Here is a 23,343-nt window from a genome sequence, read left to right on the forward strand (position 1 = left end):
CCCCTGTGGATAACTCGTCCAGTCTTCAATATCCACAGGCCGGGGTCCGCGTTGGCGCGATGTCAGAGGGATCGGGTTGCATGGGGGCATGAACGCAGACCTGAGGTCCTCCGCCGATTCCGTACTCGCCCGCCTCGTGGGCGACCCCACGGGTACCGCACGACTGCGCGAGGACCAGTGGCGGGCGATCGAGGCCCTCGTCGCACAGAAGCGACGGGCCCTGGTCGTCCAGCGCACGGGATGGGGGAAGTCCGCGGTCTACTTCGTCGCCACCTCCCTGCTGCGGGCCGGCGGAGCCGGGCCGACGGTGATCGTCTCGCCGCTGCTCGCGCTGATGCGCAACCAGGTCGAGGCCGCCGCCCGCGCGGGCATCCACGCGCGCACCATCAACTCCGCCAACCCCGAGGAGTGGGAGCAGATCCAGGCCGAGGTCGCGGCGGGCACGGTCGATGTGCTGCTCGTCAGCCCTGAACGCCTCAACAACCCCGACTTCCGTGACCAGGTACTGCCCAAGCTGTCCGCCGCGACCGGGCTGCTCGTGGTGGACGAGGCCCACTGCATCTCCGACTGGGGGCACGACTTCCGCCCCGACTACCGCCGGCTGCGCACGATGCTGGCCGACCTCCCCCCGGGCGTCCCCGTCCTGGCGACGACGGCCACCGCCAACGCCCGGGTGACGGCCGATGTCGCCGAACAGCTGGGTACGGGGGCCGGCACGGACGCGCTGGTGCTGCGCGGTCCCCTCGACCGCGAGAGCCTGAGCCTGTCCGTCCTGACCCTGCCGGACGCCGCGCACCGCCTGGCCTGGCTCGCCGACCATCTCGCCGACCTGCCCGGCTCCGGGATCATCTACACGCTGACGGTGGCCGCCGCCGAGGAGGTCACGGCCTACCTGCGCCACCGAGGGCACACGGTCTCCTCGTACACCGGCAAGACCGAGAACGCCGACCGCGAACAGGCGGAGAGCGACCTCCAGGCGAACCGGGTCAAGGCCCTGGTGGCCACCTCCGCCCTGGGCATGGGCTTCGACAAGCCCGACCTGGGATTCGTGGTGCACCTGGGCTCGCCCTCCTCCCCCATCGCCTACTACCAGCAGGTCGGCCGCGCCGGCCGCGGTGTCGAGCACGCCGAGGTCCTGCTGCTGCCCGGCCGGGAGGACGAGGCGATCTGGCAGTACTTCGCCTCGGTGGCCTTCCCCCCGGAGGAGCAGGTGCGCCGCACCCTGGAGGTCCTGGCGCAGGCCGGCCGCCCGCTCTCGCTGCCCGCGCTGGAGCCCCTGGTCGACCTGCGGCGCACCCGGCTGGAGACGATGCTCAAGGTGCTCGACGTGGACGGCGCCGTCCACCGCGTCAAGGGCGGCTGGACCGCCACCGGCGAGCCCTGGGTGTACGACGCCGAGCGGTACGCCTGGGTCGCCCGGCAGCGGGCCGCCGAGCAGCAGGCGATGCGCGACTACGCGGCGTCCACGGGGTGCCGGATGGAGTTCCTGCGCCGCCAGCTCGACGACGAGGAGGCCGCGCCCTGCGGCCGCTGCGACAACTGCGCGGGGGCCCGCTTCACAGCGGCGGTCTCCTCCGCCTCGCTGGACACCGCCCGGGGCGAACTCGGGCGTCCCGGGGTGGAACTGGAACCGCGCAAGATGTGGCCGACCGGCCTGGCGGCGGTGGGTGTCGACCTCAAGGGGCGGATCCCGGCCGGCGAACAGGCCGCGCCGGGCCGGGCGTTGGGCCGGCTGTCGGACATCGGGTGGGGTAACCGGCTGCGGCCGATGCTCGCCCCCCAGGCAGCGGACCAGCCGGTTCCGGACGACGTGGCACAGGCCGTGGTGGCCGTTCTGGCGGACTGGGCACGGGGCCCGGGCGGCTGGGCTTCCGGTGCCGAGGACGCCCCCGCGCGCCCCGTCGCAGTGGTCTCGCTGCCCTCGCGCAGCCGCCCGCAGCTCGTCGGCTCGCTGGCCGCACGGATCGCGGAGGCCGGGCGCATCCCGCTGCTGGGAGCTCTCGAGTACACCGAGTCGGCAACGGAGTTCGGGCTGCCGTCCTCCAACAGTGCCCAGCGGGTCCGGGGGCTCCATCACGCCTTGACCGTGCCGCCAGCCCTGGCCGCGAGCCTGTCCGAGGCCCCTGGTCCGGTGTTCCTCGTCGACGACCGCGCGGAGAGCGGCTGGACTCTCGCGGTGGCCGCGAGGCTGCTGCGGCGGGCGGGGGCCAAGGGGGTGTTTCCGCTGGTGCTCGCGCTCCAGCCCTGACGGAATGAGTCATCTTCGGTGGGGCGGGGCAAGGATATGAACGGCATACCGGCGAATTCCGGTCCGCGTCCTCAAATGCTCATTGCCCCACCGTCGCGGGCCACGCGAGAATCGGAGTGCTCCCGCTCGGCTCGTCGGCACTCCCCTGGGCCGCGCCGAGGCGCGCCCACACCTCAGCTGTGCCCGTTCGCGGGCGTGTACCCGAAGGGAGGACCGTGACCTTCGGATTCGCCCCGCCCGCGACCGCGTCCTTGACAACGGCCACCGGTGGCGCCAGTCGGCACGGCCGACTGCTGGAACCCTCCGAATGGACCGCCGCGGGGGTTCCCCTGCTGCGCAATCCGCGTGAGGTGGTCAGCGGTCTGCACTCCCGGCACAGCCCGGTGCCGTCGACCGCCGTCATAGCCGTGCTCGGCCCCGAGGAACGGCTCGTCGCCAGCGCCTCGTTCACACCGCGCTCGACCTCGGCGGACGGCTGGGAGTACCGCAACGCCCTGCTGTCCCGGCTGCGCCGGGTCATCCCGCACGACCTGCGGCGGCGCACCCCCGTCCGGACGGCGGTGCTGATGTACTGCCGCGACGGCGACGAGCGGTGGACCGAGGAGGACGGGGCCTGGATGTGGGGCCTGCGCGACGCCTGCACCCTGCACGGCCTGCGCTGCGGCGCCTACATCACGCTGACCAGCGGGGGCTGGCAGGTGCTCGGCGAAGGCCGGGGCGGACGGCACCCCAGCTCGGATTCCAGGCCCGAGCGCCTCGGCGCCATGACCGAGATGGCGCCGCTGCCGCTGAGCACCGCCGGCGGCACCGTCGAGCCCCTGCGCCGGGCGGCCGCCCGCTAGGGGCGTCCGGCGGAACGGGGCCCAGGCCCGTACGGCCGCACTCCCGAGGGGGTACGGCTGGCCGGGCCTCGGACCTCCGCGGGGGCCGGCGTCCCGCCCGCCCCACTCCTCGCCCGTACGGGACGGGTCGTCAGACGCCCGCGCCCAGCACGGAGTTGATCTGCTGGACGTCACCGCAGACGACGAGCAGCGCACCCGCCCGCGCGAGCGCGACGGGAAGTGCCTCCGCGGTCGTCCCGGCCGGTCCGCCGTTGGCCGCGAAGACCACGACGGGACGTCCGGCGGCGCGCTGCACATGGGCCGCGTCCGCGTAGAAGACGTCGTCCCGGGCATCGTGCTGGGCCCAGTAGGACGCCTCGCCGAAGGACAGCTCGTGCGCGGCCCACGGGTGCGGGTCGCCGGTGGTGATCACCAGGATGTCGCCGGGCGCGCGTCCGCTGTCGAGCAGCAGGTCCACGGCCTCCTCGGCCGCGTCCAGCGCGCCCTCGACGGAGGCCGGGATCAGCTGCACCTGCGGCACCGCGGCCGAGACGGACGGTGCGGCGGGGGATGCGGGAACGGGTCCGGGGGTGGCCTGCGCCGCCGCACGCTGTGCGGGCGGGGCGGGGCGGGCGGGACCGGGGCGTCCGGGCCGGGGTACGGCGGCGGGACGCGGACCAGGTACGGGGCGGGGGGTCTGCGCGGTGCGGCTCGCGGCCGGGGTCACGCGGGGACCCTGGGCACTCTCGTGAATCTGAGGCTCCTCGATGGCGGGGGTGAGAGGCATGAGTTGATGTCTATCAAACACCGGTACGAAACGTACCGGTCGGTGGCACGTGGGTGCGATCAGAAATCGAAGCCGAGTTGGCCTCCGTTTTCCAGTTCCATCGCTTCCTCGCTGCGGCGCACCTTCTTCAAGTGCCGCCACTGGGGCAGCGCGTCGAGGTACGACCACGAGAGCCTGTGGTGCACGGTCGGCCCGCGCTCCTCCAGCGCCGCTCGGTGTACGGGTGAGGGGTAACCGGCGTTGGCGGCGAAGGCGAAGTCCGCCGTTCCGTCGCCCGGTTCGCCCAGGGCGGCCATCATCCGGTCACGCTGGACCTTGGCGATCACCGAGGCCGCGGCGACGGCGATGCAGGACTGGTCGCCCTTGATCACCGTGCGGACCTGCCAGGGCCTGCCGAGGTAGTCGTGCTTGCCGTCGAGGATCACCGCGTCGGGTCGCACCGGCAGGGCCTCCAGCGCGCGCTCCGCCGCCAGCCGCAGCGCGGCCGTCATCCCGAGCTCGTCGATCTCCTCCGGGGAGGCGTGCCCGAGGGCGTGGGCGGTGACCCAGGTCCGCAGGATGTCGAAGAGTGCGTCGCGTCGCCTGGGGGTGAGGAGCTTGGAGTCGGTGAGCCCCTCGGGCGGCCGGCGCAGACCGGTGACCGCCGCACACACGGTGACGGGACCGGCCCAGGCCCCTCGTCCGACCTCGTCGACCCCGGCGATGACCTTGGCGCCGGTGGTTGCACGGAGGGAGCGCTCGACGGTGTGGGTGGGTGCTTCGTACGGCATGGCGCCAGCAAGGTTACGCCGCCCCGGGCCGCCTGCACACCCCGGCCCATGGCAAGCGTGCGTACGGAAGGCGGACGCCGTCGGGGCTCCGGTGATCACCGGACTGCCCCTTCGCTCACGCACACCCCGGCACAGCGCCCCGGCGAGACCGTCAGCATGGCCACGACCAGCGGAAAGGCGGAGTCCGGATGAGAGCGCCACTGCGGAATTCCGCCACGGCACGGCCCGTACACGAGCGCGCGAACCCACCCCCGCGACCCCTCCGGGGCGGCGCTCCGGAGGGGGACGCCACTGGCGCGGTCGCATTCGTGAAGCCGGTACGTGATGGGCCGCTGCTAGGCGGGAGCCTCCGGCAGCCAGGCGGGGAGGGCCTCGGTCCGGGCCAGCCATGCCTGCGGCAGCGCCGCGTCCCCGCGCCCGCCCAGGATCCCTCCGACGATCGCGCAGGTGGTGTCCACGTCCCCGCCGACCTGCGCCGTGGTCCAGAACGCCCGCTCGAAGTCGCCCAGCGACCGCGCCGCCGACCACAGGGCGAACGGCACCGTGTCATGGGCGCTGGTGCGCCGGCCGCAGCCCAGCACGGCCGCGACGGTGGTGGCGTCGCCGTAGTCCAGCATGTCCCGCGCCCGGCGCACGCCCGCGCCCACGGCGCTGCGTGGCACCAGGGCGATCACCCCTTCCAGCAGGTCCTCTGCGGTCGGCTGCCCGGCCGGGGACGCCGCCAGGGCGGCCGCGGCGGCGACGGCCATCGCCCCGCACACCGCCTCGCGGTGCTGGTGCGTGGTGTAGGCGGAGATCTCCGCCTGGTGGGTGGCCTGCGCGGGGTCATCCGCGTACCAGGCGCCGAGCGGTGCGATCCGCATCGCGGCGCCGTTGCCCCAGGAACCCTGCCCGTTGAAGAGTTCGGCGGCCAGGGTGCGCCAGTCCTCGCCCTCCCGGATGAGACGGAGCATCCGGTTGACGGCGGGGCCGTAGCCCCGGTCGAAGTCGTGGTGCTCGGCGAAGGAGGCCGCGAGCGCGTCCTGGTCGATGCGCCCGTGCGCGGCGAGCACGGCCACGACCGAGCCGGCCATCTCGGTGTCGTCGGTCCACTGCCACGGCTCGTGGCCGGCCGGCAGCTCGCGCCGCTTGAGCAGCGGGTAGTTCACGGGGACGAAGTACTGGGAGCCCAGGGCGTCCCCGAGGGCCAGCCCGCGGAGGCTGGACAGGGCGCGCGCGTAGCGCCGTGCGGAAGCGGAATCAGCGGTCATCGCGCGCCACTTTAGCCGTCCAGGTCGTAAGGCTCGGGTGTGGTCCACCGCTCAAACGGGCGGTCCATCCGGTACCGGCCGTCGGGACCCAGCATCAGCACCCGGAATTCGCCGTTCCCGGGGTTGGAGAGGGCCTCGAACTCGGCCACCGACCAGTGGAACCAGCGCATGCAGAACAGCCGCATCGTCAGCCCGTGCGTGACCAGCAGGACGTTCTCGGGGTGGTCGGGTGCCTCGAAGCTGCGGTAGAGGCTCTCCAGGAAGGAGCCGACCCGGTCGTATACGTCGGCGCCCGACTCGCCCTGCGCGAAGCGGTAGAAGAAGTGCCCGTAGGCGTCCCGGTAAGCCTTCTGGAGCTTGACGTCGTCACGGTCCTGCCAGTTGCCCCAGTCCTGCTCGCGCAGTCGGGGCTCCTCCCGCATCCGTACCCGTGAGGGGTCCAGGCGCAGCTCGCGGAAGGTCTGGAGGGTCCGGCGGTACGGGGAGACGTACGCGCTGATGTGCTCGTCACCGAAGAGGGCGCGCAGCCGCACCCCGGCCTCGGCGGCCTGTTCGCGGCCGGCGCGGGTCAGGCGCAGGGCGTGGTCGGGCTCGCGCTCGTACACCGTGTCATCGATGTTTCCCTCCGATTCCCCGTGCCGGACGAGGACGATGCGCCGTGGTCGGACCATGTTCCGACCCTAAGCGGCCGCCGGGACGCGGACGCCCCGGGCACGCCGGTCACGGGCAGGTTCGTCGTACGGTCATACCGTCCAGCTGGGTTCGAGGTCCACGACGTCCCCGGTGAGCGCCTCGACGTCCGCCTCGGTCTGGGCACGCAGCGAGAGCCGCTCGACCCGTTCCTGGCGGTACTTGCCGTGTTCGGCGGCCGCGCGCCACATGGACAGCACCAGGAACTCCCGGCCCGGTGCCTCCCCGAAGAGGCCCCGGATCATCCCGGGGGAGCCGGCCATGGCAGGGTTCCAGACCTTCTCCTGCATCAGCGCGAAGTGCTCCACGCGGCCTTCCCGGACGCGGGTGTGGGCGACCCGGACCACGTCGGCGTCGCTGAAGCGCGGTTCGAAGCCGGTCTTCACGTCGAAGCGGTACTCGAAGAGCGTGACCCGTGCGTCGGTGTAGGTGCCGGTCTGCGCGGCCGCCAGCCTGTCGTGCGAGCGGGCCATGAAGGAGTCGTAGAAGGAACGGCTCTCCCAGAACGCGAAGACATGCGCGACCCCCTGCCGGCCTCTGCTCCAGCCGCCGCCCTGCCCCCGGAATCCGGGTTCGCCGGGCAGCCCCGCCCACTTGCGCTGCCCGCGCTCGAACCCGCGTCGGTCCGTCACCGTGCAGCGAATCCACTTGACCAGCACCGCGCCATCGTACGGGGCCGGGCCCGGCCCGGGTCAGTCCCCGGAGCGGTGGATCCGTACCAGTTCGGCCGCTTCCCGCTCGGGCAGGCGAAGGCCGAACTCCCGGTCGAGCAGGCCCATCAGCCCGTCCGGCACGACGGGCTCGCGCTCGGTCCGCCCGTCGGGGTACAGGCACATCAGCTCGCTCCCGACCAGCGTCTTGCGCACCGCGTCGCCGGGGAGCTGCACGAGGGTCCTGCCGATGAAGGAGGAGCGGGGGTGGCTGGAGCTGTAGTGGTTCAGCACGACGTAGTCGACGGGGTGGTATCGCTGCGGGGAGAAGGCGTACAGGTCCCTCCAGACGTCCCCGCGGCGGATCCGGAGGGCGAGGACGCCGTCCTCCTCCTCATGGACGCAGAACCTCCACGGCCCCTGGCGCACCTCGGCCCCGGGCCGCCCGAGCGGAACGGGCTCCCGCGGACCCTGGTAGCCGAATCCGGCGTCGCAGAGCCACGGCTCACCCTCGACGGTGACGACGAGCATCGCGTGCGTCACCGCCAGCAGTGCGTCGCCCCGGGTGCGGTTGCGGGCGCCGCGCCCGGAGACCTCGAAGCCGATCCGCTCCAGGGCAGCGGCCAGCAGCGAGTTCTGCTCGTAGCAGTAGCCGCCGCGGCGGCCGTGCACGAGCTTGTCCTCCAGAGCCTTGACCTCCAGCGCGACGGGGCGGCCGAGCAGGACGTCCAGGCTCTCGAAGGGGATGGCGGCGGTGTGGGCCCGGTGCACCGCGTACAACGTCCGGAGGTCCGGCCTGAGTTCCCCGCCCCTGCCCCCGAGCCCGATCCGGGCCAGGTACGCGTCCAGATCCAGCTCGTCACCGTTCCACATACCCGTACGCTCCCCCGCGCCGTGAGGTTCCAGGACCCGCGTCCGCCCGCGGGCCCCCGCCCAATGATCACCGCCGCCCCCGCCGCACACCACCGCTGTCCATCCGCCGCGCCGCCGCAGACGCCGAAGAGGGTGCCGGCCCGCGGGCCGGCACCCTCTTCATCTCAGCCTAGGCGTCAGCTGCAGCCGCTGGTGGATCCGCAGCCCTCGCAGATGTAGCAGGAGCCGGCGCGCTGCATCTTCGTACCGCAGGAGAAGCAGAGCGGGGCGTCGGCGGAGACGCCCATCTGCATCTCGACCAGTTCGGCGTTGCTGTGCGCCGTCTTCGGGGCCGGGACCGGGACGACCGCCACCGGCTTGGCGGCCTGGGTCACGGGCGCCGACTGGGCCAGGGACTCGGTGTCGAGCTCCTCCTCGTCCAGCGGCTCGTAGGAGCCGGTGTCGAGGTGGCGCTGGCGCTCCTCTGCGGAGTGGATGCCGAGGGCCGAGCGGGTCTCGAAGGGCAGGAAGTCCAGCGCCACACGACGGAAGATGTAGTCGACGATCGACTGCGCCATCCGCACGTCCGGGTCGTCCGTCATACCGGCCGGCTCGAAGCGCATGTTGGTGAACTTCGCGACGTACGTCTCCAGCGGGACGCCGTACTGCAGACCGACCGAGACGGCGATCGAGAAGGCGTCCATCATGCCCGCGAGGGTCGAGCCCTGCTTGGACATCTTCAGGAAGACCTCGCCCAGGCCGTCGTCCGGGTAGGAGTTGGCCGTCATGTAGCCCTCGGCGCCACCGACGGTGAAGGAGGTGGTGATGCCCGGGCGGCCCTTGGGCAGGCGCTTGCGGACCGGGCGGTACTCGATGACCTTCTCGACCGCCGTGCGGATGGTCTCCTCGGCCTTCTCGGTGACCTCGGCCTTCTCCGCCTCCTTCTTCTTGGCGGAGAGGGGCTGGCCGACCTTGCAGTTGTCGCGGTAGATCGCGAGCGCCTTGACGCCCATCTTCCACGCCTCGAAGTAGATCTCCTCGATCTCCTCGACGGTCGCCGTCTCCGGCATGTTGACCGTCTTCGAGATCGCGCCGGAGATCCAGGGCTGGATCGCGGCCATCATGCGGACGTGGCCCATCGGGGAGATGGAGCGCTCACCCATCGCGCAGTCGAAGACCTCGTAGTGCTCCGTCTTCAGGCCCGGGGCGTCGACCACGTTGCCGTGCTCGGCGATGTGGGTGACGATCGCCTCGATCTGCTCTTCCTGGTAGCCCATGCGGCGCAGGGCCTGCGGGACGGTGCCGTTGACGATCTGCATGGAGCCGCCGCCGACGAGCTTCTTGAACTTGACCAGGGCCAGGTCCGGCTCGACACCGGTCGTGTCGCAGGACATCGCGAGACCGATGGTGCCGGTCGGCGCGAGGACGGATGCCTGGGAGTTGCGGAAGCCGTTCTTCTCGCCGAGGCGCAGGACGTCCTGCCATGCCTCGGTGGCGGCTGCCCAGATCGCGTTGTCCAGGTCCTCGGTGCGCGGCGCGACGGCGTTGGCGTCGGCGTGCTGCTTCATGACGCGCTGGTGCGCCTCGGCGTTGCGGGCGTAGCCGTCGTACGGGCCGACGATGGCGGCCAGCTCGGCGGAGCGCTTGTAGGCGGTGCCGGTCATCAGCGAGGTGATCGACGCGGCGAGGGTGCGGCCGCCGTCGGAGTCGTACGCGTGGCCGGTGGCCATCAGCAGGGCGCCGAGGTTGGCGTAGCCGATGCCCAGCTGGCGGAAGGCACGGGTGTTCTCGCCGATCTTCTGCGTCGGGAAGTCCGCGAAGCAGATGGAGATGTCCATCGCGGTGATGACGAGCTCGACGACCTTGGCGAAGCGCTCGGCGTCGAAGGACTGGTTGCCCTTGCCGTCGTCGTTCAGGAACTTCATCAGGTTCAGCGAGGCGAGGTTGCAGGACGTGTTGTCCAGGTGCATGTACTCGCTGCAGGGGTTGGACGCGGTGATGCGGCCGGACTCGGGGCAGGTGTGCCAGTGGTTGATCACACCGTCGTACTGGATGCCCGGGTCGGCGCAGGCCCAGGCGGCCTCGGCAAGCTTGCGGAAGAGCGCCTTGGCGTCGACCTTCTCGATGACCTCGCCGGTCATACGGGCGCGCAGGCCGAACTCGGTGCCGTTCTCGACGGCCGTCATGAACTCGTCGTTCACGCGGACGGAGTTGTTGGCGTTCTGGTACTGGACGGACGTGATGTCGTCGCCGCCCAGGTCCATGTCGAAGCCCGCGTCGCGCAGGGCGCGGATCTTCTCCTCCTCCTTCACCTTGGTGGCGATGAAGTCCTCGACGTCCGGGTGGTCCACGTCCAGGACGACCATCTTGGCCGCCCGGCGGGTGGCACCGCCGGACTTGATCGTTCCTGCGGACGCGTCGGCACCGCGCATGAAGGAGACGGGGCCGGAGGCGTTGCCGCCGGAGGAGAGGAGCTCCTTGGAGGAGCGGATGCGGGAGAGGTTCAGGCCGGCGCCGGAGCCGCCCTTGAAGATCATGCCCTCTTCCTTGTACCAGTCGAGGATCGACTCCATGGAGTCGTCGACGGACAGGATGAAGCAGGCGGAGACCTGCTGCGGCTGGGGCGTGCCGACGTTGAACCACACCGGGGAGTTGAAGCTGAAGATCTGGTGCAGGAGGGCGTAGGTCAGCTCGTGCTCGAAGATCTCCGCGTCGGCGGGGGACGCGAAGTAGTCGTAGTCCTCGCCGGCCTTCGTGTACGTCTTGACGATGCGGTCGATGAGCTGCTTCAGACCGGTCTCGCGCTGCGGCGTGCCGACGGCACCGCGGAAGTACTTGCTGGTGACGATGTTGACCGCGTTCACCGACCAGAAGTCGGGGAACTCGACGCCGCGCTGCTCGAAGTTGACCGAGCCGTCGCGCCAGTTCGTCATGACGACGTCACGGAGCTCCCAGTTCACCTCGTCGTACGGGTGCACGCCGGGGGTGGTGTGGATGCGCTCGATCCGCAGGCCGCCCTTGGCGGCCTTGGTCCCCTTGGTGCGGGAACCACGTGCCGAGCTGCTCGCCGTCTCTGTCATGCCGCCTGCCTCCCATATGCGGGCAAAAACGCCCTAAAGTGCCAGCGATATTCCGCGGCACAATGCTGTGTCTTGTATCTACGAATCTCGCCCTGCCGGCCGGCGGGTCCGCTCTGCGCTGCGGGCCCGTCCGGTCAGTCGGCGGCGGAGGCGGGCACGGGGACGACCGGGGGGGTCCCTCCGGGCTCGCACTCATGGGGGTGAGGCCGCGGTTCGCGGAGTTCCGCGATGGCGGTCTCGAAGTCTTCAAGGGTGTCGAAAGCTTTGTACACGGACGCGAACCGCAGGTACGCGACCAGGTCGAGCTCCTGCAACGGGCCGAGTATGGCCAGACCCACGTCGTGGGTGGTCAGCTCGGCGCTCCCGGTGGCGCGCACCGCCTCCTCGACCCGCTGGCCGAGCTTGGCGAGAGCGTCCTCGGTGACCGGCCGCCCCTGGCACGCCTTGCGGACGCCAGAGATGACCTTGGTGCGGCTGAAGGGTTCGGTGACCCCGCTTCGCTTGATCACCATCAGCGAGGCCGTCTCCACCGTCGTGAAGCGACGGGAGCAGTCGGGGCACTGACGGCGCCGGCGGATCGACGTTCCGTCGTCGGTGGTACGGCTGTCGACGACGCGGCTGTCGGGGTGCCTGCAGAAGGGGCAGTGCATGGTTCCCTCACCCTCCTCTTGGCACGACTGAATCACCGCACGGAGCCCCTCGGCGACGCAGAGCGAGGCTCTGCCGCGGGCTCGTGAAGCAGCCACAAGCATATGCGATCCGGGAGGTCCGAGCAGACCGTGGACCACAACTTGTGGGCTGCGACGCACATCCAACCACTAGATCTTGCGTTGCGGAGGATTTACGCCTCTACGCGTGTCGCGGCCCGCGATGGCCGGTTTCCAGGGCCTCGGATGCCAGACTGGGCGCGGACCCCACCGACGGCGGCTCGACCCGGAAGGGTACCGTAAGCACCAGACGCGGCTCCGAATCCGCGTTCGGACGACGGGCCGGCGACACACCCGCGGACCGTTGTTCCGGCCGGCCATCCGCACCGGTCGGGCCATACACCCACTGCTCTCACCCAGGTGGACGATCCGCGATTTTTCACTCGAACGTGTGTTTGGCGCAACCTTTCGAAAGCAACTACCGTTGTCCAGCTAGGGAGAACATTTCGAGAGGGGCCGACGTGACCACCACCGCAGACAGTGCCACCATCACTGCCCAGAACCGCTCCCAGAGCCGACTCGAGCCGGTGCATGCCATGAATGACGTGAGTCAGAACCCGGAGGCGGAGGCGACCGTACGCCCCGCTCGCTCGCTGCCAGGGCGACCTCCAGGCATCCGCGCCGACAGCTCCGGACTCACGGACCGGCAGCGGAGGGTCATCGAGGTCATCCGGGACTCGGTGCAGCGCCGCGGCTACCCGCCGTCGATGCGCGAGATCGGCCAGGCCGTCGGCCTCTCCAGCACTTCCTCCGTCGCGCACCAGCTGATGGCCCTGGAGCGCAAGGGCTTCCTGCGCCGCGACCCGCACCGCCCCCGCGCCTACGAGGTGCGCGGCTCGGACCAGCCCAGCTCGCAGCCCACCGACACCACCGGCAAGCCCGCCGCCTCCTACGTCCCCCTGGTCGGCCGGATCGCGGCCGGCGGCCCGATCCTCGCCGAGGAGTCGGTGGAGGACGTCTTCCCGCTCCCCCGCCAGCTCGTGGGTGACGGTGAGCTCTTCGTGCTCAAGGTCGTCGGCGACTCGATGATCGAGGCCGCCATCTGCGACGGCGACTGGGTCACCGTCCGCCGTCAGCCCGTCGCGGAGAACGGCGACATCGTCGCCGCGATGCTGGACGGCGAGGCCACGGTCAAGCGGTTCAAGCGGGAGGACGGCCATGTGTGGCTGCTCCCGCACAACGCCGCGTACCAGCCGATCCCCGGCGACGAGGCGACCATCCTGGGCAAGGTCGTCGCCGTGCTGCGCCGGGTCTGACCCTCGCCCCCCAGCCAGCTCCGGGACCTCTGCGCCGGTCCCGGAGCTGTTGTATGCCTGCCGTACAGCCGTTCGCGCCGGGCCTACCTGCCGTCGGCCTGCGCGCTCGCGTCGATCGCGGCCAGCGAGCGGCGGACCTGGTTGCGGTCCGTGGTGTACCAGAAGTCGGGGAGCGAGGCGCGCAGGAAGCTCCCGTAGCGGGCCGTCGCCAGACGGGGGTCGAGGACGGCGACGACGCCCCGGTCCCCGGAGGCCCGTACGAGCCGCCCGGCTCCCTGGGCCATCAGCAGGGCGGCGTGGGTGGCGGCGACCGCCATGAACCCGTTGCCGCCGTTCTCCTCGACGGCCTTCTGCCGCGCGCTCATCAGCGGATCGTCGGGCCGGGGGAACGGGATCCGGTCCATGATCACGAGCTGGCAGCTGGGGCCGGGTACGTCCACGCCCTGCCAGAGGGAGAGGGTCCCGAACAGGCAGGTGCGCGGGTCGGCGGAGAAGGACTTGATCAGTTCGCCCAGCGTCTCCTCGCCCTGGAGCAGGATCGGGTTGTCGAGCCGCCCGCGCAGTTCCTCGGCGGCCGCCTTGGCGCCGCGCATGGAGGAGAAGAGGCCGAGGGTCCGGCCGCCCGCCGCCTCGATCAGCTCCGCGAGCTCGTCCATCATGTCGCCGCGGGTGCCCTCACGGCCGGGGGTGGCCAGGTGCTTGGCGACGTAGAGGATGCCCTGCTTGGGGTAGTCGAACGGGGAGCCCACATCCAGCCCACGCCACAGCGGCACGTCCTCCCCCTCGACCCCTTCCGGAGAGAGGCCGAGCGAGGCCGCGACACCGTTGAAGTCCCCGCCGAGCTTGAGGGTGGCCGAGGTGAGGACCACCGACCGGTCCTCGAACAGCTTCTCGCGCAGCAGCCCGGACACCGACAGCGGTGCGACCCGGAGGGTGGCACCGAAACGGTCGTGGCGCTCGTACCAGACGACGTCGTACTCCGAGCCGAGCATGATCCGCTCGGCCACCGTGTGGACGTTCTCCACGGCGGCCAGGGCCTGCTTGCGGACGGCGTCCTCGTCGTGGACGGACTTGTCACGGGTGGCGCCGATCGCGGAGATCACATCGCGCGCGGAGTCCCGCAGGGCGGCCAGTGCGTAGCCGAGGTCCTCGGGGATCTGCTCCAGGCGGCCGGGGAGCGCCAGCTCCATCACCCGCTCGAAGGTCTCCGAGGCCGTCTGCAGGGAGTCCGCGGTCTTCTCGTCGACCAGTTTCGCGGCCCGCTTCACGGCACGGTTGACCTGGCCCGGGGTGAGCTCGCCCGTGGCGACGCCGGTGACACGGGAGACCAGCTCATGGGCCTCGTCGACGATCAGCACCTCGTGCTGCGGCAGGACGGGGGCGCCCTCGATGGCGTCGATGGCGAGCAGGGCGTGGTTAGTGACGACCACGTCCGCGAGCTTGGCCCGCTCGCGGGCCGCCTCCGCGAAGCACTCGGCTCCGTACGCGCACTTCGAGGCGCCGAGGCACTCCCGGGAGGAGACCGAGACCTGGCCCCATGCCTTGTCGGAGACGCCGGGGGTGAGGTCGTCTCGGTCGCCGGTCTCGGTCTCGTCGGCCCAGTCGCGCAGGCGGAGCAGGTCCTTGCCGAGCTTGCTGGTGGGGGCGGCCGCCTCGAACTGGTCGAAGAGGCTCTCCTCCTCGTCCTGCGGGGCGCCCTCGTGCAGCCGGTGCAGGCACAGATAGTTCGACCGGCCCTTGAGCATGGCGAACTGCGGCCGCCGGCGCAGCTGCGGGTGCAGCGCCTCCACCGTCCGCGGCAGGTCGCGCTCGACGAGCTGGCGCTGGAGCGCGAGCGTCGCCGTGGCCACGACGACGCGCTCGCCGTGCGCGAGGGCCGGCACGAGGTAGCCGAGGGACTTGCCGGTGCCGGTACCGGCCTGGATCAGCCGGTGGGAGTTGCCGTCGATCGCTTCGGCGACGGCTTCGGCCATGGCCACCTGGCCGGGCCGCTCCGTGCCGCCGACGGCGGAGACGGCGGCGTGCAGCAGGTCGGGGAGGGAGGGCTTCGTCATAGCAGTACCAACCCTACGGGGCGCCGCTGACAGTGGTGTACCGATCCGGCCTCACGGGCGGTGCACGAGGAGCGAGCAGTCGTTCGATGACGATCTCCTCGTTCGCGAACGCGGGAACTCCACGCGGCGGCGGAGAGTTTTCCAAGGGAGAAGCGTGAGGGAACGGACCGGGAACGGGATACGGGCCGCCGGCGGCGATCAGAGGAGATTGCGCAGCGACCGGTCCCGGATCATCAGGGCGGCACGCTTCTCGGGGAGTTCGATCTCGGTGGCGTAGCGGAATCCGGCGGCGAGGAAGGCAGATACGGAGGGGGTGTTGCGGATGTCCGGTTCGGCGATGACCCGTGTGCAGCGGGGGCGGTGGTCGAAGACGAGCTCGGTGACGGCGCGCAGCAGCGTGGTCCCCAGGCCCCGGCCGCGGTTCGTGCCGTCTCCGATCAGCAAGTGGATACCCGTGTCGTGGGGGCGCGCCGGGTAGTGGCGGGAGACCGGGTCGAGGTCGGCCCGGTAGATCTCCCAGTAGCTCATCGGGGTGCCGTCGAGCAGGCCGAGGCAGGGGATGCTGCGGCCGTCGCCGTCGAGCTGGGCCCGCAGGTGGGCTGCGGTGGCGGCGGAGGCGCCGGCGAGTTCCCAGTAGGCGTCGACGTCGGGGTCGTTCATCCAGCGGGTGAGGAGCGGGAGGTCCCGGCCCGGCCGTACGGGTTCCAGGCGGAAGGCCCCGGCCGGTGTGGGCTGGGTGCCCCAGCCCGCGGGTGAATCGAGGAGGTCCGCCTCGGCGAGCAGGGGCAGCAGCCCGACGGTGAAGCGGTGCTCGGTGGGCTGCTGGGTGGCGGTCGCGCGGTGGGCGCGGCCTGGTGCGGTGCTGGTGGTCGTTTCGGTGGGGGGCATCGGGCTCTTCTCCGTGTCGGTGGGAGCGCGTCAGTCGTGGAGGGGGTTGGTGATGGTGACGTAGACGGACTGCGTTTCGACGGGGCCCACGAGTTCGTCGAGGCCGCCCAGGCGGGTGAGCAGGTTCGCCTTGCAGCGCAGGGTGGGTGAGTCCAGCAGCTGCGCCGGGAGCGGGCCGAGGTCTGCGGCCTTTCCGAGGAACCGGCGGAACGCGGCGAGGAGTACGCGCTCGTCCGCGAGCCGCTGGGAGCCGAATGCCCCGATGAGGCCGAGCACGTTGTTGATGCCGAGGTAGTAGGCGAAGCGTTCGTCGGTGACGGCGTCGGGGACGAAGGTGTCGCTGGCCCGGCCGATTCCGGGGAGCCGGCGTTCCAGTTCGGTGCGCCGGGACGCGCGGAAGTAGTAGCCCTGGTTGTCGCGGAAGCGGCCGCCGGCGGGCCAGCCGGCCCGGTCGAGGATCACCAGGGTGTTCTGCTGGTGGGCTTCGAGGGCGATGCCGGCGAGCGCGTCGAAGGCGAGGACGGGCAGGACGACCTGGTCGAGGTAGCGCAGGAACCACTCGGTGGCGACCGCGGAGGTGGGGCGGCCGGTGGTCGCGGCGAGCCGGGAGACGGTGTCGGCGAGCCGGGAGCGCATGGTGGTGCGGCCGGGCCACGGGCGGGGTGCGGTGAGTGCGGCGACGCAGACGGCGTCGTCGTCGGAGCGGAAGGGGTTGTGGCGGAGCAGGGCGTCGAGGCCCGGTACGGGGGTGCCGTCCGGGGCGTCGACGGCGACCCAGGCGGGGTCGCGGACGATGTCGAAGCCGGGGTGGGCGGTCTGCCACCGCTCGGCGAGGCCGGTGCGGAGCAGCCGGTGCACCTCGACTCCGCGGCGGAGCTCCTTGCGGAGGTTCTCGCGGCGGGAGTTGGTGATGCGCAGGCCCAGGGAGAGCTTGAGCATGGCGGGCGCACCGGGGCGGTGGACCGTGCGGACGGAGGAGGTGGGGTACCAGGGGGTTCCGTGCGGACCCAGGTCGGTGAGGAGTCCCGCGTCGCGGAGGGCGGCGACGGCGGGACGCTGGAGGAGGTCGCGGGCCTGCCAGGGGTGCAGGGGAAGGGGTGTGGTGCCGGGGGGCAGCGGCAGCCCTGGGGCGAGACGGGCGAGGAGCCGGGCGGCGGAGACGGGGCGGCCGCGTTCGGTCCAGGCGGAGTCGGTGGCCAGGACGGCCGGTGCGACGGCGATCCAGTGCAGGGGGAAGGAGCCGTGGAGTTCGGGTGAGTAGCGAAGTGCTTCCGCTTCGGAGAGCCCTTCGCGGCTCTTGGGATCGGGCTGGAGGGGGTGGCCGAGGAGGAGCGACTGTTCGGCGGTGAGGAAGAGGTCCCCCGCGATGGGTGCGGGGGCGGTGGGGCGGCGACGCCGGTCGGCGATGAACTCGGTGGTGCGGCGCACCGAGTCGGCGACCCGGCCGACGAGGTCGGTGCCTCGGCTGTTGCCCTCGCGGGCGATGAGGGAGGCGAGGGTGACGGCGTCCACGGCGGGAGCGTCGGCGGGTGCGCCTTCGAGACGGGCCGGGGCGAAGCGGTGCCAGCCGGCCTCGGACCAGTGCCGGACGGGGACGAGCAGAGCGGTGGCTGATGCGGGGAGGGGGATGCGCAGGAGGGTTCCGGAGGGCCCGTCGGGGCGGCCGATGCCGTTCTCGCGGACCCAGCAGCGGAGGAGGTTCTCCACGGTGGCGGCCTCGGCGGCGGTGGCCGGGTCGGGGTGGTCCAGCAGGTCGGGCAGCACCGCCGGCTCGGGGCCGACGGGCCCGGCCCCGCCCACCCGGGGCCGGGCGGTGGTGGCCTTCTGCCGGGGCACGGTGAGGGCGGGGCCGGGTTCCGTACCGAGCGGGGCCGGAGCCGGCGCGGGAACCCGCCCGCTGCCCGCCCCCGGGACCACGGGCACCTGGCCGGATTCCGCTCCGGCTGCGGGCGGCACCGGCCCGGTGACGTGCGGGCCCTTCCGGGATGCCGCCCCGGGCGGGGGCAGCGTGGGCCCGGGGAGGTGTTGGCCCTTGCCGGAGTCCGGTTCGCCCCAGGGCGGCAGCGGCCCGGGGGTCTGTGGGCCCTGCCCGGATTCCGCCGCGGCCCGGGGCGGCACCGACCCGGGGAGGTGTGGGCCCCGGCCGGATGCCGCCCCAGCTGCGGGCGGCACCGGTCCGCGGGCGTGTGAGCCCTGCCCGGAGCCCACCCCGACCTGGGGCGGCACCGGGCCGGGGAGCTGCGAGCCCTGCACGGATTCCGGTCCCGTCCAGGGCAGCACCGGGCCAGGAAGGTGTTGGCCGTGCCCGGATTCCGCTCCGGCTGCAGGTGGCACCGGGCCGGGGAGGTGTTGGCCGTGCCCGGATTCCGCTCCGGCTGCGGGTGGCACCGGGCCAGGGAGGTGTCGGCCCTGACCGGATCCCGCTCCGGCTGCGGGCGGGAGCGGGCCGGGAAGCTGTGGGGTGTCCTCCGGGCGGGGGCGGAGGGTGTCGGGGCCGTCCAACCGGGCCGGGGGTGGGCCCGGGTGACCGGGGTCGGGGGGCCCGCCCGTCGGGGGCGCTGGGGCGGGGGCCGGGGGGTGCGTCGCAGGGGTGGTCTGCGTCGGCGGGGTCGGGTGGGCCGGGGGTGGAGGGGTCGGGGGCTGCGGGGGGTGGGGGCAGGGGGTGGGCATGGGGGTCCTTGGTCAGGGGCGGGCGGCGACGGCGTCGGCCAGGCGGTCCAGGACGGCTGTGGCCTGCTCGTCGGTGAGGGTGAGCGGGGGCAGCAGCCGGACCACGGCGCCGTGGCGGCCGCCGAGTTCCACGATCAGGCCGCGGTCCAGGCATGCCTGGCGGATGGCAGCGGCGCGGGCGGGGGCGGGGGCTCCGGTGTCGGGGTCGACGATCTCGACGCCGAGCATCAGGCCCCGGCCCCGCACGTCCCCGACACAGGGCTGGTCGGCCGCCAGACCACGCAGGGCCGTGAGCATCCGGCCGCCCAGCTCGGCCGCCCGCCGGGCGAGGCCGTTGCGGCGGACGTAGGCGAGGGTGGCCGTGCCGGCGGCCATGGCGAGCTGGTTGCCCCGGAACGTTCCGGCATGGGCGCCGGGCTCCCAGACGTCCAGCTCCGAGCGGTAGACGATCACCGCGAGCGGGAGGCTGCCACCGATCGCCTTCGACAGGACCATCACGTCCGGGACCACCCCGGCATGGTCGACGCCCCAGAAGGCGCCGGTGCGGCCCACCCCGGTCTGGACCTCGTCCGCGATCAGGGGGATGCCCCGGGTCTCGGTGATCTCCCGCATCCGGCGCAGCCAGTCGTCCGGGGCCGGGTGCACCCCGCCCTCGCCCTGGACGGGTTCCACGAGCATGCCCGCGGGCGCCGGCACCCCGCCCTTGGGGTCGTCGAGCAGGCTCTCCGTCCAGGCAGCGGAGAGCCGGGCCCCCTCCGCGCCGCCGACCCCGAACGGGCAGCGGTAGTCCTGCGGGTAGGGCAGCCGGGTCACCCGGACGTCGGTGGCTCCTCCGGAAGCGGACAGGGCCCCGGCCGTCATGCCGTGGTAGGCCCCGGCGAAGGCCAGGAGCCCTGAGCGTCCGGTGGCGACCCGGACCAGCTTCAGCGCGGCCTCGACGGCGTCCGTCCCGGCCGGCCCGCAGAACTGGACGCGGGCGTCGGCGGCCAGCTGGGCCGGGAGGTTCGCGAAGAGTTCGGTGGTGAACGCGTCCTTGACCGGGGTGGCGAGGTCGAGCACATGCAGCGGGGCGCCCGAGTCGAGGACCCCGCGAATGGCCTCCAGGACGACGGGGTGGTTGTGCCCGAGGGCGAGGGTGCCCGCGCCGGAGAGGCAGTCGAGGTAGCGCCGCCCGTCGGCGCCCTCGATGGTCAGCCCCCGGGCCCGTACCGGGACGATCGGCAGCGAGCGCGCGTACGTCCGGGCCGCGGACTCCCTCAGTGCCTGCCTGCGCAGGATGCCTTCGGCCGCGACGGGCCACCGGCCGCCCTGGGGCGGGATCTGTGCCGCGGCTGCGGCCTGCTCGGTCAGGGACACGACTGTCGGACCTCCCGCACGGATTCCTCTTCCGGATTGCGCCTCGAACACGAAGGCTCCTGCGCCGTCCCCCGTACGTACCAACGACGGTGACGGCGGCGGATCACGGGTCGGCCGAAGATCCTTGCGTCCCGGCGCCCCCTGAAATCCCTTCAGCGCGGCCCGTACGCGTATGGGCGGCGCCCGAAGACCCGGGGCGGGGACCGGAACCGCCGACCCGGGGGCCGCCGTCTTCAACGGCGGCGGCATAGTGGGGTGCTGCGCAAACGAACACAAGCACCCTGGACGACACCGTCCCAACACCTCGAAGCACCTGGGGGACTTACGACATGCGACCGAACCGACCGGTCACCGCGGCCCTCTGCGCGGCCGCCCTCGCGCTGACCGCCGCGGCCTGCGGACCCGGCGACGGGGAGGCCGGCGGCGATGCCAAGCCGACCGTGGCAGCGACCCTCCCGTCCGGCGGCGCCGCGGACGGCCCCGTCAAGATCCCGCAAGAGCTCAAGGACAAGCTCAAGCAGCACGGGTTCGACATGGAGAAGTGGAAGGGGGGCGCGTGGAAGAACTGGAACAAGCAGGACTGGCTCCGCGAGGCGGGCGACTACGTCAACCCCATCATCGACGGCCTCTGGGACCCGGAGCGGATGCGTGACGCGGAGCAGCCGCAGCGTCCGTCCGTCGATCCCGACGCCGGCAAGGACCAGGGCGTCACGGACCCGACCCCGGCCCCGGTGACGGCCAAGGGCGTGGTCGCGCCGTACCACTCGACCGTGCCGGCGTCCGGCAAGGTCTTCTTCGACGGCCCCGAGGGCTCGATGGTCTGCTCGGCCACCGTGGTCAAGGACCCGGCCCACCCCGGCAAGTCCAACCTGGTCTGGACGGCGGGCCACTGCGTGCACGCGGGCAAGGCGGGCGGCTGGTACCGCAACATCGCCTTCGTCCCCTCGTACAACAACGCGGGCCGGCCGGCCGCCGAGCTCAAGGGCGCGCCCCGCGAGCAGGTGGCCCCGTACGGCGTGTGGTGGAGCGACTGGGCGCAGACCTCCGACCAGTGGATCGCGACCGGCGGTCCGACGGGCGGCGCGGGCGCGCCGTACGACTTCGCCGTGCTGCACGTGACCCCGGAGAAGGGCGGCAGCGGCAAGTCGCTGGAGGAGACGGTCGGTACGGCGCTCCCGGTGGAGTTCAACGCCCCGGCGGTCCCGAAGATCACGGGGATGACGGCGACGGGCTACCCGGCGGCGGCTCCCTTCGACGGCCAGAAGGCGTTCCAGTGCACGGACAAGCCGGGCCGCCTGGCACTGCACCAGGGGGACCCGGTGATGTACCGCATCGGCTGCACCATGACGGGCGGCTCCTCCGGTGGCGGCTGGGTCGCCCCGGGTGCCGACGGCAAGCCGGCGCTGGTGTCGAACACCTCGATCGGCCCGGCGAAGGCGGGCTGGCTGGCCGGCCCGAAGTTGGGGCCCGAGGCCAAGGGGATCTACGACGCCGTGAGCGCCAAGTTCAAGCACTGAGCGCGCGGGCGGCCTCGTTCCGCGCCGGTACGTGAAAAGCCCGAGGGCCCTCCGCGTCAGCGGAGGGCCCTCGGCCGTGCCTGAACGGCGTTACCGCTTGGCGGGGACGTACGGCGTGAGTTCCGCCGCCAGTTCCTGGTGGACCCGCGCCTTGAGCAGGGTGCCCTCCGGGGTGTGCTCCTCGGAGATCACCTCCCCCTCGGCGTGCGCCCGGGCGATCAGCCCGCCGCGGGTGTACGGCACCAGGGCCTCCACCTCGACCGCGGGCCGGGGGAGCTCCTCGTCGATGAGCGCGAGGAGCTCCTCGATGCCCTGGCCGGTGCGCGCCGAGACGGCGATGGAGTGCCGCTCGATGCGCAGCAGGCGCTGCAGGACGAGCGGGTCCGCGGCGTCGGCCTTGTTGATCACCACGATCTCGGGCACGTCGACCGCGCCGACCTCGCGGATGACCTCGCGGACGGCCGCCAGCTGCTCCTCCGGCGCCGGGTGCGCGCCGTCCACGATGTGCAGGATGAGGTCGGAGTCGCCGACCTCCTCCATCGTGGAGCGGAACGCCTCGACGAGGTGGTGGGGCAGGTGCCGGACGAATCCGACGGTGTCGGCCAGGGTGTAGACCCGCCCGGAGGGGGTCTCGGCGCGGCGGACGGTCGGGTCGAGGGTGGCGAACAGGGCGTTCTCCACCAGGACGCCGGCGCCCGTGAGCCGGTTGAGCAGGGAGGACTTCCCGGCGTTGGTGTAGCCGGCGATGGCGACCGAGGGCACCTTGTTGCGGCGCCGTTCCTGCCGCTTGATGTCGCGGCCGGTCTTCATCTCGGCGATCTCCCGGCGCATCTTCGCCATCTTCTCGCGGATGCGGCGCCGGTCGGTCTCGATCTTGGTCTCACCGGGGCCTCGGGTGGCCATGCCGCCACCGCCGCCGCCACCCATCTGCCGGGACAGCGACTGACCCCAGCCGCGCAGACGCGGCAGCATGTACTGCATCTGTGCCAGGGCGACCTGCGCCTTGCCCTCTCTGGACTTGGCGTGCTGGGCGAAGATGTCCAGGATGAGGGCGGTCCGGTCGACGACCTTGACCTTGACCACGTCCTCGAGGGCGATGAGCTGGCCGGGGCTGAGCTCTCCGTCGCAGACGACGGTGTCGGCGCCGCTCTCCAGCACGATGTCGCGCAGCTCGCGGGCCTTGCCGGAACCGATGAAGGTGGCCGGGTCGGGCTTGTCGCGGCGCTGCATCACACCGTCGAGCACGAGGGCGCCCGCCGTCTCGGCGAGGGCCGCGAGCTCCGCGAGGGAGTTCTCGGCGTCGCTCACCGTGCCGGAGGTCCAGACACCGACGAGGACCACGCGCTCCAGACGGAGCTGGCGGTACTCGACCTCGGTGACGTCTTCGAGTTCGGTGGAGAGACCGGCGACGCGGCGCAGGGCCGCGCGCTCGGAGCGGTCGAACTGGTCGCCGTCCCGGTCTCCGTCGATCTCGTGGCTCCAGGCGACGTCCTCTTCCATCAGGGCATCGGCCCGAAGGCTCTCGGTGAAGCGCTGCGGGTCCCGCACGTTCTGCGCGTCCCGCGGGTCCTGGGAAGGGGATGAAGAGGAGGTCATTGGATCCTTACGTCGATTCGATGGTGTGCCGCGCCGGCCAGGGCCAAAGGTACCGCCCTGCGTGACTGGCTCTGTCCCGTTCAACGTGGGACGCCGTCCGGTGATTCCCCGGACGGCCGCCTTGTCGCCGGCCCCGTCGATGGTGACATGC

At 72.3% G+C, this 23,343-nt stretch carries 17 protein-coding genes; 4 read left to right on the forward strand and 13 right to left on the reverse strand.

What is annotated here, in order from left to right; all coding sequences use genetic code 11:
- Positions 1 to 88: 88 nt before the first annotated feature.
- Complete coding sequence (locus ABZ716_RS07520) at positions 89 to 2,248, forward strand: RecQ family ATP-dependent DNA helicase (RefSeq protein ID WP_358957378.1); 2,160 nt, start codon at positions 89 to 91, stop codon at positions 2,246 to 2,248.
- A gap of 215 nt (positions 2,249 to 2,463) precedes the next feature.
- Positions 2,464 to 3,090 (forward strand): hypothetical protein, encoded by a 627-nt coding sequence (locus ABZ716_RS07525; protein WP_358812734.1) that lies wholly within the window; start codon positions 2,464 to 2,466, stop codon positions 3,088 to 3,090.
- A gap of 130 nt (positions 3,091 to 3,220) precedes the next feature.
- Here ABZ716_RS07525 and ABZ716_RS07530 read toward each other — a convergent pair whose 3' ends face one another.
- The 8 genes from ABZ716_RS07530 to nrdR form a co-directional block, all read right to left on the reverse strand.
- The gene (locus ABZ716_RS07530; protein WP_358812733.1) at positions 3,221 to 3,856 is read right to left on the reverse strand and encodes a hypothetical protein; all 636 of its coding nucleotides are present in this window, start codon (positions 3,854 to 3,856) and stop codon (positions 3,221 to 3,223) included.
- Positions 3,857 to 3,915: 59 nt separating this feature from the next.
- On the reverse strand, positions 3,916 to 4,626 hold the full coding sequence (locus ABZ716_RS07535) for a ribonuclease HII (protein WP_355967159.1): 711 nt from the start codon (positions 4,624 to 4,626) through the stop codon (positions 3,916 to 3,918).
- A 335-nt stretch (positions 4,627 to 4,961) separates the two neighbouring features.
- A complete protein-coding gene (locus ABZ716_RS07540) occupies positions 4,962 to 5,876 on the reverse strand; it encodes an ADP-ribosylglycohydrolase family protein (RefSeq protein WP_358957380.1) in 915 nt (304 codons plus the stop codon).
- Positions 5,877 to 5,887: 11 nt separating this feature from the next.
- Positions 5,888 to 6,547, reverse strand: a complete 660-nt coding sequence (locus ABZ716_RS07545; protein ID WP_351880690.1) for a histidine phosphatase family protein — start codon at positions 6,545 to 6,547, stop codon at positions 5,888 to 5,890.
- 72 nt (positions 6,548 to 6,619) lie between these two features.
- Entirely contained in the window at positions 6,620 to 7,225 is a 606-nt protein-coding gene (locus tag ABZ716_RS07550; protein WP_351880693.1) for a YdbC family protein, read from the reverse strand.
- Between the two features lie 33 nt (positions 7,226 to 7,258).
- On the reverse strand, positions 7,259 to 8,089 hold the full coding sequence (locus ABZ716_RS07555) for an arylamine N-acetyltransferase (RefSeq protein ID WP_358957382.1): 831 nt from the start codon (positions 8,087 to 8,089) through the stop codon (positions 7,259 to 7,261).
- Positions 8,090 to 8,265: 176 nt separating this feature from the next.
- Positions 8,266 to 11,148: a vitamin B12-dependent ribonucleotide reductase gene (locus tag ABZ716_RS07560; protein ID WP_355967168.1), complete on the reverse strand. Its 2,883-nt coding sequence runs from the start codon at positions 11,146 to 11,148 to the stop codon at positions 8,266 to 8,268.
- 134 nt (positions 11,149 to 11,282) lie between these two features.
- Entirely contained in the window at positions 11,283 to 11,798 is a 516-nt protein-coding gene (gene nrdR, locus ABZ716_RS07565; RefSeq protein ID WP_079431988.1) for a transcriptional regulator NrdR, read from the reverse strand.
- Between the two features lie 518 nt (positions 11,799 to 12,316).
- Here nrdR and lexA point away from each other — a divergent pair.
- Positions 12,317 to 13,111: a transcriptional repressor LexA gene (gene lexA, locus ABZ716_RS07570; RefSeq protein WP_351880703.1), complete on the forward strand. Its 795-nt coding sequence runs from the start codon at positions 12,317 to 12,319 to the stop codon at positions 13,109 to 13,111.
- 83 nt (positions 13,112 to 13,194) lie between these two features.
- Here the strand turns inward: lexA and ABZ716_RS07575 are convergent, their stop codons facing one another.
- The 4 genes from ABZ716_RS07575 to ABZ716_RS07590 all read right to left on the reverse strand — a co-directional run bounded on the left by ABZ716_RS07575 (position 13,195) and on the right by ABZ716_RS07590 (position 20,043).
- Entirely contained in the window at positions 13,195 to 15,165 is a 1,971-nt protein-coding gene (locus ABZ716_RS07575; protein WP_358957384.1) for an ATP-dependent DNA helicase, read from the reverse strand.
- Between the two features lie 198 nt (positions 15,166 to 15,363).
- Positions 15,364 to 16,053: a GNAT family N-acetyltransferase gene (locus ABZ716_RS07580; protein ID WP_358957387.1), complete on the reverse strand. Its 690-nt coding sequence runs from the start codon at positions 16,051 to 16,053 to the stop codon at positions 15,364 to 15,366.
- Positions 16,054 to 16,083: 30 nt separating this feature from the next.
- Positions 16,084 to 17,976, reverse strand: a complete 1,893-nt coding sequence (locus tag ABZ716_RS07585) for an IucA/IucC family protein (RefSeq protein WP_358957389.1) — start codon at positions 17,974 to 17,976, stop codon at positions 16,084 to 16,086.
- Between the two features lie 759 nt (positions 17,977 to 18,735).
- Positions 18,736 to 20,043 (reverse strand): diaminobutyrate--2-oxoglutarate transaminase family protein, encoded by a 1,308-nt coding sequence (locus ABZ716_RS07590; RefSeq protein ID WP_358957457.1) that lies wholly within the window; start codon positions 20,041 to 20,043, stop codon positions 18,736 to 18,738.
- A 365-nt stretch (positions 20,044 to 20,408) separates the two neighbouring features.
- Here ABZ716_RS07590 and ABZ716_RS07595 point away from each other — a divergent pair, with 365 nt between their 5' ends.
- Complete coding sequence (locus tag ABZ716_RS07595) at positions 20,409 to 21,596, forward strand: hypothetical protein (RefSeq protein WP_351880715.1); 1,188 nt, start codon at positions 20,409 to 20,411, stop codon at positions 21,594 to 21,596.
- A gap of 90 nt (positions 21,597 to 21,686) precedes the next feature.
- Here the strand turns inward: ABZ716_RS07595 and hflX are convergent, their stop codons facing one another.
- The gene (gene hflX, locus ABZ716_RS07600; RefSeq protein ID WP_358812725.1) at positions 21,687 to 23,192 is read right to left on the reverse strand and encodes a GTPase HflX; all 1,506 of its coding nucleotides are present in this window, start codon (positions 23,190 to 23,192) and stop codon (positions 21,687 to 21,689) included.
- Positions 23,193 to 23,343: the final 151 nt, after the last annotated feature.

Origin of the sequence: Streptomyces sp. NPDC006687, assembly GCF_040636215.1 — a bacterium.
Classification (GTDB): Bacteria; Actinomycetota; Actinomycetes; order Streptomycetales; family Streptomycetaceae; genus Streptomyces.